13 protein-coding genes and 1 rRNA gene are annotated in these 13,499 nt (G+C 73.7%); 12 read left to right on the top strand and 2 right to left on the bottom strand.

Features of this window, described 5'->3' with window-relative positions; all coding sequences use genetic code 11:
- The 3 genes from rrf to ACZ607_RS29050 all read left to right on the top strand — a co-directional run.
- Positions 1-92: ribosomal RNA gene (rrf, locus tag ACZ607_RS29060) — 5S ribosomal RNA — on the top strand; the annotation flags it as partial.
- A 267-nt stretch (positions 93-359) separates the two neighbouring features.
- A complete protein-coding gene (locus ACZ607_RS29055; RefSeq protein WP_469739340.1) occupies positions 360-1,643 on the top strand; it encodes a hypothetical protein in 1,284 nt (427 codons plus the stop codon).
- Positions 1,643-2,389, top strand: a complete 747-nt coding sequence (locus ACZ607_RS29050) for a tetratricopeptide repeat protein (RefSeq protein ID WP_469739337.1) — start codon at positions 1,643-1,645, stop codon at positions 2,387-2,389. Before ACZ607_RS29055 ends, ACZ607_RS29050 begins: the two co-directional genes overlap by 1 nt.
- Before the next feature lie 93 nt (positions 2,390-2,482).
- Here ACZ607_RS29050 and ACZ607_RS29045 read toward each other — a convergent pair whose 3' ends face one another.
- Positions 2,483-3,763, bottom strand: a complete 1,281-nt coding sequence (locus ACZ607_RS29045) for a DUF1015 domain-containing protein (RefSeq protein ID WP_469739335.1) — start codon at positions 3,761-3,763, stop codon at positions 2,483-2,485.
- Between the two features lie 72 nt (positions 3,764-3,835).
- Here ACZ607_RS29045 and ACZ607_RS29040 point away from each other — a divergent pair, with 72 nt between their 5' ends.
- The 4 genes from ACZ607_RS29040 (at position 3,836) to ACZ607_RS29025 (ending at position 7,952) form a co-directional block, all read left to right on the top strand.
- Complete coding sequence (locus tag ACZ607_RS29040) at positions 3,836-4,864, top strand: HAD hydrolase-like protein (protein WP_469739333.1); 1,029 nt, start codon at positions 3,836-3,838, stop codon at positions 4,862-4,864.
- A 51-nt stretch (positions 4,865-4,915) separates the two neighbouring features.
- Positions 4,916-5,977 carry a FecCD family ABC transporter permease gene (locus ACZ607_RS29035; RefSeq protein WP_469739331.1) on the top strand — a complete coding sequence of 354 codons (1,062 nt, stop codon included), beginning with the start codon at positions 4,916-4,918 and terminating at the stop codon, positions 5,975-5,977.
- Positions 5,978-6,060: 83 nt separating this feature from the next.
- Positions 6,061-7,080: a FecCD family ABC transporter permease gene (locus ACZ607_RS29030; protein ID WP_469739404.1), complete on the top strand. Its 1,020-nt coding sequence runs from the start codon at positions 6,061-6,063 to the stop codon at positions 7,078-7,080.
- 68 nt (positions 7,081-7,148) lie between these two features.
- On the top strand, positions 7,149-7,952 hold the full coding sequence (locus ACZ607_RS29025; RefSeq protein ID WP_469739329.1) for an ABC transporter ATP-binding protein: 804 nt from the start codon (positions 7,149-7,151) through the stop codon (positions 7,950-7,952).
- A 13-nt stretch (positions 7,953-7,965) separates the two neighbouring features.
- Here the strand turns inward: ACZ607_RS29025 and ACZ607_RS29020 are convergent, their stop codons facing one another.
- Positions 7,966-8,313, bottom strand: coding sequence for an alkyl sulfatase C-terminal domain-containing protein (locus ACZ607_RS29020; RefSeq protein ID WP_469739327.1), 348 nt, complete (start codon positions 8,311-8,313; stop codon positions 7,966-7,968).
- 42 nt (positions 8,314-8,355) lie between these two features.
- On the opposite strand from ACZ607_RS29020, the gene ACZ607_RS29015 reads away from it, so the two are divergent.
- From ACZ607_RS29015 to ACZ607_RS28995, 5 genes are all read left to right on the top strand, one after another.
- A complete protein-coding gene (locus tag ACZ607_RS29015; protein WP_469739325.1) occupies positions 8,356-8,658 on the top strand; it encodes a hypothetical protein in 303 nt (100 codons plus the stop codon).
- Positions 8,659-8,665: 7 nt separating this feature from the next.
- Positions 8,666-9,481, top strand: coding sequence for a TlyA family RNA methyltransferase (locus ACZ607_RS29010; RefSeq protein ID WP_469739323.1), 816 nt, complete (start codon positions 8,666-8,668; stop codon positions 9,479-9,481).
- On the top strand, positions 9,478-10,401 hold the full coding sequence (locus ACZ607_RS29005; protein ID WP_469739321.1) for an NAD kinase: 924 nt from the start codon (positions 9,478-9,480) through the stop codon (positions 10,399-10,401). The genes ACZ607_RS29010 and ACZ607_RS29005 overlap by 4 nt, the downstream gene beginning before the upstream one ends.
- Before the next feature lie 83 nt (positions 10,402-10,484).
- Positions 10,485-12,230 carry a DNA repair protein RecN gene (gene recN, locus ACZ607_RS29000; RefSeq protein WP_469739319.1) on the top strand — a complete coding sequence of 582 codons (1,746 nt, stop codon included), beginning with the start codon at positions 10,485-10,487 and terminating at the stop codon, positions 12,228-12,230.
- 185 nt (positions 12,231-12,415) lie between these two features.
- Complete coding sequence (locus ACZ607_RS28995) at positions 12,416-13,495, top strand: glycosyltransferase family 4 protein (RefSeq protein ID WP_469739318.1); 1,080 nt, start codon at positions 12,416-12,418, stop codon at positions 13,493-13,495.
- Positions 13,496-13,499: the final 4 nt, after the last annotated feature.

Raw genomic sequence — 13,499 nt, 5'->3', positions numbered from 1 at the left:
CGCCCGGTTACATTCCGAACCCGGAAGCTAAGCCTTTCAGCGCCGATGGTACTGCAGGGGGGACCCTGTGGGAGAGTAGGACGCCGCCGAACAATCTTTCAGGGCCCCTGGTCCCAGCGTTCATGCTGGGGCCAGGGGCCTTTTTGTTTTGCCGAAGCGCGTCGGATGGTCGGCTGCGCGAGAATGTCTGTGGTACCCGATGACAGGAGTCACCCCCATGTCCACCAACTCTTCCGACGACCGTCCGGAGCGCGAGCCGCGTCGCCGGGACGGCGGTGACAGGGGCGGCTTCCGAGGCGGCCGTGACGACCGGGCCGGCGCGCCTCGTCGTGACAACGACCGCGGCGGGTTCCGTCGTGATGACAACCGTGGTGGCGGCGGTGGGTTCCGTCGCGATGACCGTGACCGCGCCCCGCGTCGTGAGGATGACCGTGGTGGGTACCGGGGCGGTCAGCGTGATGACCGTGGCGGTCGGCCTTCCGGTGGTGGGTTCGAGCGTCGTGATGACCGGCCGCGTGGCCCGCGCCGCGATGACGACCGCCCCAGCGGTGGTTTCCGTCGTGATGACAGCCGGGGCGGCGGCTCCGGTGGCGGTGGCTTCCGTCGCGATGACAGCCGTGGTGGTGGCTCCGGCGGTGGGTTCCGCCGTGACGACCGTGACCGGGACCGTGGTCCCCGTCGCGATGACGACCGGTCCGGCAGCTTCCGTCGCGACGACCGCGCCCCGCGCCGTGAGGACGACCGTGGTGGGTACCGGGGCGGTCAGCGTGATGACCGTGGTGGCCGGCCTTCCGGTGGTGGGTTCGAGCGTCGTGATGACCGGCCGCGTGGCCCGCGCCGCGACGACGACCGCCCCGGCGGCGGTGGCTTCCGCCGCGACGACAGCCGCGGCGGCGGGTTCCGTCGTGATGACAACCGTGGTGGCGGCGGTGGCTTCCGCCGCGATGACCGTGACCGCGCCCCGCGTCGCGAGGACGACCGTGGTGGGTACCGGGGCGGTCAGCGTGATGACCGTGGTGGCCGGCCTTCCGGTGGTGGGTTCGAGCGTCGTGACGACCGGCCGCGTGGCCCCCGTCGCGACGACGACCGCCCCAGCGGTGGTTTCCGCCGCGACGACAGCCGGGGCGGCGGCTCCGGTGGCGGTGGCTTCCGTCGTGACGACAGCCGTGGTGGTGGCTCCGGCGGTGGGTTCCGCCGTGACGACCGGGACCGTGGTCCCCGTCGCGATGACGACCGGTCCGGCAGCTTCCGTCGCGACGACCGCGCCCCGCGCCGTGAGGACGACCGTGGTGGCTACCGCGGCGGCCAGCGCGACGACCGAGGCGGCTACCGGGGCGGCCAGCGTGATGACCGTGGCGGCCGGCCCTCCGGTGGTGGGTTCGAGCGTCGTGACGACCGGCCGCGTGGCCCGCGTCGCGACGACGACCGGACCGGCGGCGGCTTCCGCCGCGACGACCGTGGCCGTGAACGGGACCGTGGTCCCCGTCGTGACAACGACCGTGGCGGCTACCGGGGCGGTCAGCGGGACGACCGCGGTGGTTACCAGGGACGTGACGACCGGGACCGCGAGCCCATCAAGCGGCTCCCCATTCCGGACGACGTCACCGGTGACGAGATCGACAAGGATGTCCGGCAGGAGCTGATGAGCCTGCCGAAGACCCTCGCCGAGGACGTCGCACGGAACCTCGTCATGGTCGCCCGTCTGATCGACGAGGACCCCGAGCAGGCGTACGCGTACTCGCGCATCGCCCTTCGGCTGGCGTCGAGGGTCGCCGCAGTGCGTGAGGCCGCTGGCTTCGCCGCGTACGCCACCCAGAAGTACGCGGAGGCGCTGGCCGAGTTCCGTGCGTCACGCCGTATGACCGGTTCCGTCGAGCTGTGGCCCGTCATGGCCGACTGCGAGCGTGGACTGGGCCGCCCCGAGCGCGCCATGGCCATGGCCGGTGAGCCCGAGGTGCAGAAGCTGGACAAGGCCGGACAGGTCGAGATGCGCCTGGTCGCTGCGGGAGCCCGCAGGGACATGGGCCAGATCGACGCCGCGATCGTCACACTGCAGAGCCCCGAGCTCGCGTCCAACGCCGTGCACTCGTGGACGCCGCGCCTGCGGTACGCCTACGCCGACGCGCTCCTGGAAGCCGGCCGCGAGGACGAGGCCCGTGAGTGGTTCGGCAAGGCCCTGGAGGCCGACAAGGACGGTGCGACCGATGCGTCAGACCGGCTCGCCGAGCTCGACGGGGTCGAATTCGTCGACGCCCTCGGCGACGACGAGCAGCCCGGTGAGTCGGCCCCCGTCGAGGAGCGGGCCACGGAGGCCCCGGTCGCGGACGACCAGGACGACGACGAGGACGACGAGGACGCGGACGACGAGGACGGGCCCGCGAAGGTCTGAGCGTCGCCGCTGATGCGGTAGGGACGGACGAGGAGGGCGGCACCCGGTGGGTGCCGCCCTCCTCTGCGTCCGGCCGGGCTCTGAGCCCCGGGCTCAGTCGACGTCGAGGCTTCGCAGGACGAGGCCGGTGGCCGGCTTGGGGCCGAACGAGGTCGACTTGCGGGGCATCGTGACACCCTGCCGGGCCAGGTCCCGGACCACGTCCTCACGTACGGGGTGCATCAGTACCGCCGTGGCGCCGTGCCGTTCGGCCTGCTCGACGACCGCCGCCGAGTCGTGGATGTAGGCGATCTCCTCGGGGGTGTCCGGGATGCCCCACACCTCGTCGAGGAGCGTGGAGTGCAGCACGGTCGCGTCGAGCGCACGCCAGGCCGGCGGCCGGTCCGCGCGGACCGTGCGGGCCAGCAGTTCCTCGTCCGGCCGGTCCGCCAGGTGGAACCGGCCGTCGCCCGCGAGCAGGAAGGCGTTGCTCTCCGTGGCGGCCTCCGCGAGGGCGTCGAGCGCCCGGTCCAGCGGCCCGTCGACCGGCCGGACACGGAAGCGGCCGTCGAGGGCGTCGAGCGCCTGCGCGACCGGAAGGCGGTGCAGCAGCCGGTGGATGGCGCGGACCCGCAGCGGATAGCGGGCGGTGTCGACGAGCAGGACGAGGCCGAAGTCCCAGGGGCCGGGCCCGGACCGCTCCTGCTGGAGGCGGAGGTAGGTCGCCCAGCGGTGATGGCCGTCGGCGATCAGGGCCTGGCGGTGGGAGAGGTCGGACTCGATCTCCGCGCGTTCCCCGGGATCGGTGACCGCCCAGAGACGGTGGCTGAAACCGTCCTCGGTCGTCGTGGTGAGGAGCGGCACGCGCTCCACCACCCGCTCGATGACCGCCGTCGTACCGGTTCGCCCACCGTCCCCCGCGTAGCTCAGGAGCAGGGGTTCGAGGTGGGCCGCCGCCGTGCGCATCAGGTCGGCGCGGTCCTCCACCACGTCGGCCATGACGTCCTCGTGCGGCAGCACCACGCCCTCCGACGCGGGGGAGAGCGCCAGCGCCCCGATCACCCCGCGCTGCAGGATGTCGCCGGCCCGCTGTTCGTAGACGTAGAGCACGGGCACCGGGTCCGGGGCGAGGACGCCCTCTGCGAGCCAGCGCTTCAGGGTGTCGGCTGCCTGACGGTGGCGTGCGGCGGCCGTGCCGGCCTGCGGGAGGATCAGCCGCACGATGTTGTGCGGGTCCGCCGACTCCAGGTGGTGCAGCCCGTCCGGCCGTACGACGACGTCGTACGGAGGTGAGGTGACCGCCGCCAGACTGCCGACCCGTTCGGGGACGTACCGCAGGCCACGGAAGGGGATCAGCCGCAGTCCCCGGCCGACGGCGGGCCCGGATGTGTTCATCAGGGCATCGTATGTGCGCTGCGGCGATGCGCGATGATCGGGGGAGAGGCATGGAAAGAGGAGCACAGGTATATGAGCCAGCAGGACAGGTCCCGGCCGCTCGGAAGTGACGTGGCGCTGAGCGAGGCGTACGACACGGCGCTGCTCGACCTCGACGGGGTGGTGTACGCGGGAGGGCACGCGATCGTGCACGCCGTCGAGTCGCTCGGCACCGCGCGTGCGGGCGGCATGCATCTGGCGTACGTGACGAACAACGCGCTGCGCACCCCGGACGCGGTGGCCGAGCACCTGACCGAGCTCGGCGTGCCCGCGGACCCCGCGGATGTGATCACCTCGGCGCAGGCGGTGGCCCGGCTGATGGCCGATCAGCTGCCGTCCGGGGCCAAGGTGCTCGTCGTCGGCGGGGAGGGGCTGCGGGTCGCGCTGCGTGAGCGCGGGCTGGAGCCGGTGGAGTCGGCGGACGACGACCCGGTCGCCGTGGCGCAGGGATTCGGCGGGCCCGACCTGCCCTGGGGCCGGTTCGCGGAGGCGGCGTACGCGATCTCGCGCGGCGCCGTCTGGTTCGCGTCCAACACCGACCTGACGATCCCGGGTGCCCGGGGCATCGCTCCGGGCAACGGCGCGGCGGTGGAGGTCGTACGGATCGCCACCGGCGCCGAGCCGCAGGTCGCGGGCAAGCCGCTGCCGCCGATGCACCGCGAGACCGTGCTGCGGACCGGGGCGAAGCGGCCGCTGGTCGTGGGGGACCGGCTGGACACGGACATCGAGGGAGCGTTCAACGGTGGCGTGGACTCCCTGCTCGTCCTCACCGGGGTGACCGACGCGGCGCAGCTGATCGCGGCCGAACCCAAGTACCGCCCGACCTATGTGGACCGGGACCTGCGCGGGCTGCTCACGGGGCAGCCCGAGGTGACGGAGGAGGACGGCGGCTTCCGTTGCGGCGGCTGGACGGCCTCGGTGCGCGGGGGAGCGCTGGCGCTGGCCGGTGAGGGCGACGCGGTCGACGGGCTGCGGGCCCTGTGCGGAGCCGCGTGGACGCACGCCGGGGACGGCTCGTCCGCGCTGGACGCGGAGAAGGCCGTGGCCGCGCTGGGCCTGTAGCGAGCGGCCGCGGGGAGTTGAGCCGGTAGGAGGATAGGCTAACCTAACCAGGTGTTGGTCGAGAGTCCCCCTGAATCGAGTTCCGGCCCCCCGGCCGCGCCGGGCACCGGCGCGCGCCCCGGGCGCCACGCGGTACGCGCGGCCGGCCTGCTGGTCGCCGTGGGCGTGCTGGTGCTGGTGTGCCTCGCGAGTGTCGCGGTCGGCGCCAAGGCCCTTCCCCTCTCCGAGGTGTGGCACGGCCTGTTCCACTACTCGGGCACCAACGGCGATGTCCTCGTACGGGATGTGCGGGTCCCGCGCACCGTGCTGGGGCTGATCGTCGGGGCCGCCCTGGGACTGGCCGGCGCGGTGATGCAGGCGCTGACCCGCAACCCGCTCGCCGAACCCGGCCTGCTGGGGGTCAACGCGGGCGCCGCCGCGGCCGTCGTCTCGGCCATCACCTTTCTCGGCGTCACCTCGCTGACCGGATACGTCTGGTTCGCGTTCGGCGGCGCCGCGGTCGTGTCCGTCGCGGTGTACCTGCTCGGCGGCAGCCGGTCCGCGAACCCCGTGCGGCTGGCGCTCGCCGGTACGGCGGTCACCGCCGCGCTGTTCGGCTACGTCAACGCCGTACAGCTGCTGGACGCGGCGGCCCTGGACCGGTTGCGCTTCTGGACCGTGGGGTCGCTGGCCTCCGCGAACACGGAGACCGTCGGCAAGGTGTGGCCGTTCATCGCCGCCGGTGTGCTGCTGGCCCTGCTCATCGCCCGGCCGCTCAACGCGCTGGAGATGGGCGACGACACGGCCAAGGCACTCGGCGCGCACCTGACCCGCACCCGCGTCCTCGCGATGGTGGCCGTCACCCTGCTCTGCGGGGCCGCGACCGCCGCCTGCGGGCCGATCGTCTTCATCGGGCTGATGATCCCGCACCTGGTCCGCGCGATCACCGGCCCCGACCTGCGCTGGATCCTGCCGTACGCGGCCGTGCTCGCGCCCGTGCTGCTGCTCGGCGCCGACGTGGTCGGCAGGGTCGCCGCCCGCCCGGCCGAGCTCCAGGTCGGCATCGTCACCGCGCTGCTCGGCGGGCCCGTCTTCATCCATCTCGTACGGCGTAAGAGGATGGCCCAGCTGTGAAGGCCGCACAGGACACCACGGAGAAGGCAGCACAGGAGCCCTCGAAGCGGACCGCACGGGACACCACCAGGACCGTCCACGCCGTGCGCACGGCCGGCGGGCTCTCCTTCCGGGTGGACGCACGGGCGTTCGCCGTGATCGCGCTGCTCGTCGCCGCCGCGGCCTTCGCCGCGGTGGTGCTGATCGGCAGCGGCGACTACTCCATGTCACCCGGGCAGGTCGTCACCACGCTGTTCGGCAACGGCACCTTCCAGCAGGAGTTCATCGTCACCGAACTCCGGCTGCCCAGGGTCCTCGTCGGGCTGCTCGTCGGTGCCGCGCTCGGCGTCGGCGGCGCCGTCTTCCAGAGCGTCTCCCGCAACCCGCTCGGCAGCCCGGACGTGCTCGGCTTCGGCCAGGGGTCCGCGGTCGGCGCCCTCACCGTCATCGTGCTCTTCCACGGCGGGCCCACCGAGGTCGCGGCCGGTGCCGTCGCCGGCGGACTGCTGACGGGCGTCGCCGTCTACCTGCTGGCGTGGAAGCGGGGGGTGCACGGCTACCGGCTCGTGCTCGTCGGCATCGGCGCCGCGGCCATGCTCACCGCCGCGATCCACTACCTGATCACCAAGGCCGACCTCGTCGACGCCACCCGCGCCGTCGTCTGGATGACCGGTTCGCTGGACGGCCGGGACTGGGCGCAGGTCTGGCCGCTGCTCGCGGTCTGCTGCGTCCTGATCCCACTGGCCCTCGGCCACGGACGGGACCTGCGCATGATCGAGATGGGCGACGACGCCGCCCACGCCCTGGGCGTACGGGTGGAGCGCACCCGGCTCACCCTGCTGAGCTCCGCCGTGCTGCTCGTCGCCGTCGCCACCGCCGCCGCCGGGCCGATCGTCTTCGTCTCGCTCAGCGCGCCGCAGGTCGCCCGCCGCCTCACCCGGGCCCCCGGCCCCAACATCGCGGCCGCCGCCGCCACGGGAGCGGCCCTGCTGCTCGTCGCCGACTGGACCGCCATGAACGCCTTCGGGGACCGACAGCTCCCGGTGGGCGTCGTCACCGGCGTGCTCGGCGGCTGCTACCTGCTGTGGCTCCTGGTGTCCGAGCGCAGGGCGGGACGCATATGAGCCCGGGGATGAAACCGGGCACGCCGGGCACCTCGCAGACCATCCCCACAGACTCCGGGAGTACGACCATGCAGCGCCTCACCGCGGACTCGGTGACCCTCGGCTACGACCAGCGGATCATCGCCGAGAAACTCTCGGTGGAGATCCCGGACAACTCCTTCACGGTCATCGTCGGGCCCAACGCCTGCGGCAAGTCGACCCTGCTGCGCGCCCTCTCCCGGATGCTGAAGCCGGACAGCGGGGAAGTCCTGCTGGACGGGCAGTCCATCCACCGGCTGCCCGCGAAGAAGGTCGCCAGGACACTGGGCCTGCTGCCCCAGTCCTCCATAGCCCCGGACGGCATCACCGTCGCCGACCTCGTCTCGCGCGGCCGCTACCCCCACCAGGGGCTGCTGCGCCAGTGGTCCCCCGAGGACGAGCGGATCGTGAAGGAGTCCATGGAGTCGACCGGCGTCGGCGAGCTCGCCGACCGTTACGTCGACGAACTCTCCGGCGGCCAGCGCCAGCGCGTCTGGATCGCCATGGCCCTCGCCCAGCAGACCCCGCTCCTGCTGCTCGACGAGCCGACGACGTACCTCGACATCCAGCACCAGATCGACGTACTGGACCTCTGTGCGGAGCTGCACGAGACCCAGGGCCGCACCCTCGTCGCCGTGCTCCACGACCTCAACCACGCCGCCCGGTACGCCACCCACCTCATCGCCCTGCGCGACGGCGCGGTCATCGCCGAGGGCGCGCCCGGCGACATCGTCACCGCGCAGCTCGTGGAGGAGGTCTTCGGGATGCGGTGCCAGGTCATCGACGACCCGGAGACGGGAACGCCGCTGGTCGTGCCCGCCGCCCGCAAGAGGCGCGCGGCGGCCGCGGTCTGAGCCCTCCGGCGGGCTACAGGAGCGACTTGAGCTTCAGCAGATCACGGAAGCCCGCCTCCAGCCGCACCCGGCCGGACGCCCAGGCCTTCGCGAAGTTCAGCTCGCCGCCGACCATGGCCACCAGATCGTCCCCGGTCATCGCGAGCCGGATCTCGGCCTTCTCCCGGGGCGGGCCGTCGTGCGTGTCCAGCACCCGGATCCGGCCGTTCTCCAGCCGCCCGGTGAACGTCACGTCGAGATCCCGGATGTGGCAGCTCAGCGAGCGGTCGAGGCCGGCAGCGCCGCGTACGTCGCTGTCGGCCCCGGCCAGATTGTCGGAAAGTGTGTCGAGTGCGCTGCGGCACTCCGCCATGGTCGCCATCGTCACCGACGGTACACCGGCCCTTCGGGGTAGCGTTCCCGCATGAGCGACTGGATGCCGGGGCCGGACACGGCGCAGCACGACGGGACGGACGAAACGGACGCGGGAGCTCCCGCGCCCTCCTTCGACCCCGTGCCGCCCGCACCCCTCGGTCTGGCGCGTACCCCCACGGGGCACGCCGGGGTCGACGCGCGGCTGGAGCGGCTGGCCGACGCGGACCACCTCGAGGCCGACGGCCACACCGAGGTGTACGAGGATGTACACCGTGGGCTGCGTGACGAACTGACCGCGCTGGACGCACGGCCCGCACCCGCACCGACGCCCGCGCACGACAACAGGAGCTGAACCGAACGTGGCAGGAGTGGCACGTCGCCGCCTCGACGCCGAGCTGGTACGCCGTAAGCTCGCCCGCTCTCGTGAGCACGCGAGCCAGCTGATCGCGGCGGGGCGGGTGACCGTCGGCGGGAACACCGCGACCAAGCCGGCCACCCAGGTCGAGACCAGCGCCGCCGTCGTCGTCGTCAAGGACGACGACGACCCCGAGTACGTCTCGCGCGGCGGGCACAAACTCGCGGGCGCCCTCGCCGCCTTCGCGCCCCGGGGCCTGAAGGTCGAGGGGCGGCGGGCCCTGGACGCGGGGGCCTCGACCGGTGGCTTCACCGATGTGCTGCTGCGGGCCGGCGCGCGCCAGGTCGTGGCGGTGGACGTCGGCTACGGGCAGCTCGCCTGGTCCCTGCAGTCCGATGAACGCGTCGTCGTCAAGGACCGTACGAACGTACGGGAGTTGACGGTGGAGCAGATCGACGGAGAGCCGGTGGACCTGGTGGTGGGAGACCTGTCGTTCATCCCGCTCGGCCTGGTGCTGCCCGCGCTCGCCCGCTGCGCCGCCCCCGACGCCGACCTGGTGCTGATGGTCAAGCCGCAGTTCGAGGTGGGCAAGGAGCGCCTCGGCAGCGGCGGTGTGGTCCGCAGCCCCGAGCTGCGCGCCGAAGCCGTACGGGAAGTGGCGCGCCGGGCCGGGCTGCTCGGCCTCGGCGTCCAGGGCGTCACGGCGAGCCCGCTGCCCGGCCCGTCGGGAAATGTCGAGTACTTTCTGTGGCTGCGGGCCGGCGCACCTGAGCTGGATCCCGCGGACGTCGACCGCGCAGTGGCGGAGGGGCCCCGTTGACAACGCATGCGGCACAACCCGGGAACGCGGAACGCACCGTCTTCCTGCTGACGCACACCGGCCGCCCGGCCGCGATCCGCAGCGCCGAACTCGTCGTCCAGGGCCTGCTGCGCAACGGCCTCGGCGTCCGGGCGCTCGCCGCGGAGGCGCAGGACCTGCCGCTGCCCTCGTCGGTGGTCACCGTGCCCGACGCGACGACCGCGGCCGTGGACGGCTGCGAACTGCTGATCGTGCTCGGCGGGGACGGGACGCTGCTGCGCGGGGCGGAGATCTCCCGCGCCTCCGGCGTACCGATGCTCGGGGTCAACCTCGGGCGGGTCGGGTTCCTCGCCGAGGCCGAGCGCGACGACCTGGACAAGGTCGTCGACCGGGTCGTCACCCGGGCGTACCAGGTCGAGGAGCGGATGACGCTCGACGTCATCGTCCACAGCAACGGCGACATCGTGCACACCGACTGGGCGCTCAACGAGGCCGCCGTCCAGAAGGTCTCGCCCGAGCGGATGCTCGAGGTCGTCCTGGAGATCGACGGCCGGCCGGTGACCGGCTTCGGATGCGACGGGATCGTCTGCGCCACCCCGACCGGGTCGACCGCGTACGCCTTCTCGGCGGGCGGCCCCGTCGTCTGGCCGGAGGTCGAGGCCCTGCTCATGGTCCCGATCAGCGCCCACGCGCTGTTCGCGAAGCCGCTGGTCACCTCGCCCGACTCGGTGCTCGCCGTGGAGGTCCAGCCGCACACCCCGCACGGGGTGCTCTGGTGCGACGGGCGCAGGACCGTCGAGCTGCCCGCGGGGGCCAGGGTGGAGGTGCGGCGCGGCGCCGTGCCCGTACGGCTCGCGCGGCTGCACCAGGCGTCGTTCACCGACCGTCTGGTGGCCAAGTTCGCCCTGCCCGTGCAGGGCTGGCGCGGCGCCCCGCACTGATCCGCCGGGCCGCTGCTCACACCCTCCTGAGTGAATCCGCCACCGGGGCCCGTCGCACAGCGGGCCCCGGACCTCGTAAGGTCATGTCCGTGTTGGAGGAGATGCGGATACGGTCGCTCGGAGTCATCGACGACGCGGTGGTGGAGCTGTCACCCGGTTTCACCGCCGTGACGGGCGAGACCGGCGCCGGCAAGACCATGGTCGTCACCAGCCTCGGGCTGCTGCTCGGCGGGCGCGCCGACCCCGCCCTCGTGCGGATCGGTGCCAAGGCCGCGGTCGTCGAGGGGCGGATCACGGTGTCCCCGGGCGACGCGGCGGCGGTGCGCGCCGAGGAGGCCGGGGGCGAGATCGAGGACGGTGCGCTGATCGTCAGCCGTACCGTTTCGGCGGAAGGGCGCTCCCGGGCGCATCTCGGGGGCAGATCCGTGCCCGTGGGGGTGCTGTCAGAGCTCGCCGACGAACTCGTCGCCGTGCACGGCCAGACCGACCAGCAGGGGCTCCTCAAGCCCGCACGGCAGCGCCAGGCCCTCGACCGTTACGCGGGCGACGGGGTGGAGGTCCCGCACGCCACGTACGCGGCGGCCTACCGGCGGCTGCGCGCGGTCGTCACCGAGCTCGACGAGCTGACCACCCGGGCCAGGGAGCGTGCCCAGGAGGCGGATCTGCTGCGCTTCGGCCTCGAAGAGGTCGCCGCCGTGGAGCCGCTGCCCGGGGAGGACACCGAACTCGCCGCGGAGGCCGAGCGGCTCGGGCACGCGGAGGCGCTGGCCTCGGCCGCCGCCCTCGCCCACACGGCGCTCGCTGGGAATCCGGAGGACCCGGAAGGCGTGGACGCCACCACCGTGGTGGCGGCCGCCGGGCAGTCCCTGGACGCCGTACGGGCCCACGACCCCGCGCTGGCCGCGCTCGCCGACCGGATCGGGGAGATCTCGATCCTGCTCTCCGACGTGGCCGGGGAGCTCGCCGGATACGCCGACCAGCTGGACGCCGATCCGCTGCGGCTCGCCGCGGTGGAGGAGCGGCGGGCCGCGCTCACCGCCCTCACCCGCAAGTACGGCGAGGACATCACCGCCGTGCTCGCCTGGGCCGAGAGCGGCGCCTCACGGCTGACCGAGCTGGAGGGCGACGACGACCGCATCGGCGAGCTGACGGCCGAGCGCGACGCGCTCCGCGGTGAGCTCTCCGTGCTCGGGCAGGCGCTGACCGACGCGCGGACGGAGGCGGCGGACCGCTTCGCGGCGGCCGTCACCGAGGAGCTGGCCTCGCTCGCGATGCCGCACGCCCGGGTCTCCTTCGCCATCCGGCAGACCGAGGCCCCGGACGAGCAGTCCGGCATCGACGTCGGCGGCCGGAGCGTGCTCTACGGCCCTTCCGGTGCCGACGAGGTCGAACTCCTGCTGGCACCGCACCCCGGCGCCCAGCCCCGGCCGATCGCCAAGGGCGCCTCCGGCGGTGAGCTGTCCCGCGTGATGCTCGCCGTCGAGGTGGTCTTCGCGGGCTCGGACCCCGTGCCGACGTACCTCTTCGACGAGGTCGACGCGGGCGTCGGCGGCAAGGCGGCCGTCGAGGTCGGCCGGCGGCTTGCCAAGCTCGCCCGGTCCGCGCAGGTCGTCGTGGTCACCCACCTCCCGCAGGTGGCGGCCTTCGCCGACCGGCAGCTGCTGGTCGAGAAGACCGTGGACGGATCGGTGACCAGGAGCGGTGTCACCGTCCTCGAAGGCGAGGACCGGGTGCGGGAACTCTCCCGGATGCTCGCCGGGCAGGAGGACTCGGAGACCGCCCGGGCGCACGCCGAGGAACTCCTGGAGACCGCGCGGGTGGACGGGTAACAGCCCCCACCGGCGTCAGCCCGACGCCGCCCGCCTCACTCGAACGGGTGGGGCGGGCCGTCCCGTCGCCGACGCGACGAGGGGAACAACGTTTCGTCAGTGCCGGAACGCACGTACGGACTGGCATCCTTGGCGCCGTACCCACCACCGACTCGGGATCCAGGGATCCCCGGGAGCAGATCAACGTGTCACAGCTGCGTACGGTCCAAGTCCTGGGCGGCGGTGCCGGAAGCAGCGCTCATGTCAGCTCGCTCGCCGCGGGGCTGGTCGCCAGAGGCGTACAGGTCACCGTCTGCGCCCCGGCCGGTTCCTGCCGCGCCCACGGCCTGCCCGCGACCGGTGCCCGCTTCGTCGCGGTGCCCCGGCGCAGCGACCCGGCGGCCGTCGCCGCGCTGCGTACGGCCTGCACCGGCGCGGACATCGTCCACGCGCACGGGCTGCACGCCGCCGTACGCGCCGGGATCGCGCTCAGCGGCCGGGGCATCCCGCTGGTCGTGACCTGGCACACCCGCGCCCATGCCGACGGCGCCCGCGGCCGGCTGCTGCGGCTGCTGGAGCGCAGGGCCGCCCGCGCGGCCGCCATCGTGCTCGGCACCTCGTGGGAGCTGGTCGACCGGGCGCGCCGCAGGGGTGCCAGGGACGCCCGGCTCGCACCGGCGGCGATCCCCGCGGGCCGTTTCCCCGACGCCCCCGACGACGGCAAGACGCGCGCCGAACTGGGCGCGGTCGGAAGGCCGTTGGTGGTGTCGGTGGCGCAGCACGGCCACGAGACGCTGCTGGACGCGGCCCGGGGGTGGCACGCCCTGGACCCGGTGCCGCTGCTGGCCGTCGCGGGGGAGGGGCCCCGGGCCGGCGCCCTGCGGCGCCGGATCGCGGCGGAAGGACTGCCGGTCGTCCTCGCGGGCGGCCCGGAGGACATCGGCGGGCTCCTCGCCGCCGCCGACATCGCCGTACTCTCCGGACGGGGCGAGGCCGGGCCGCTGCTCGCCCAGGAGGCCCTGCGGCTCGGCATCCCGCTGGTCGCCGCCCGCGCCGACGGGCTGCCCGAACTCGTCGGCGACGCGGCCGAACTCGTCCCGTACGGGGACGCCGACGCGCTGTCCGGAGCCGTCGTACGGCTGCTCGGCGACCCCGAGCGGCGGGAGCGGCTCGCCGATGCGGGGCGCGAGCGGGCCGCGGGCTGGCCGACCGAGGACGACACGATCGCCCATGTGCTCTCCGTCTACGACGAGTTGGCGCAGCCCCTGACCGCCGCCCGCGGCTGAACCC

It is taken from the genome of Streptomyces sp. NPDC104381 (assembly GCF_055583745.1).
The sequence above is the reverse complement of the archived record's forward strand: the minus strand, read 5'-3'. Positions and strand labels throughout refer to the sequence as shown.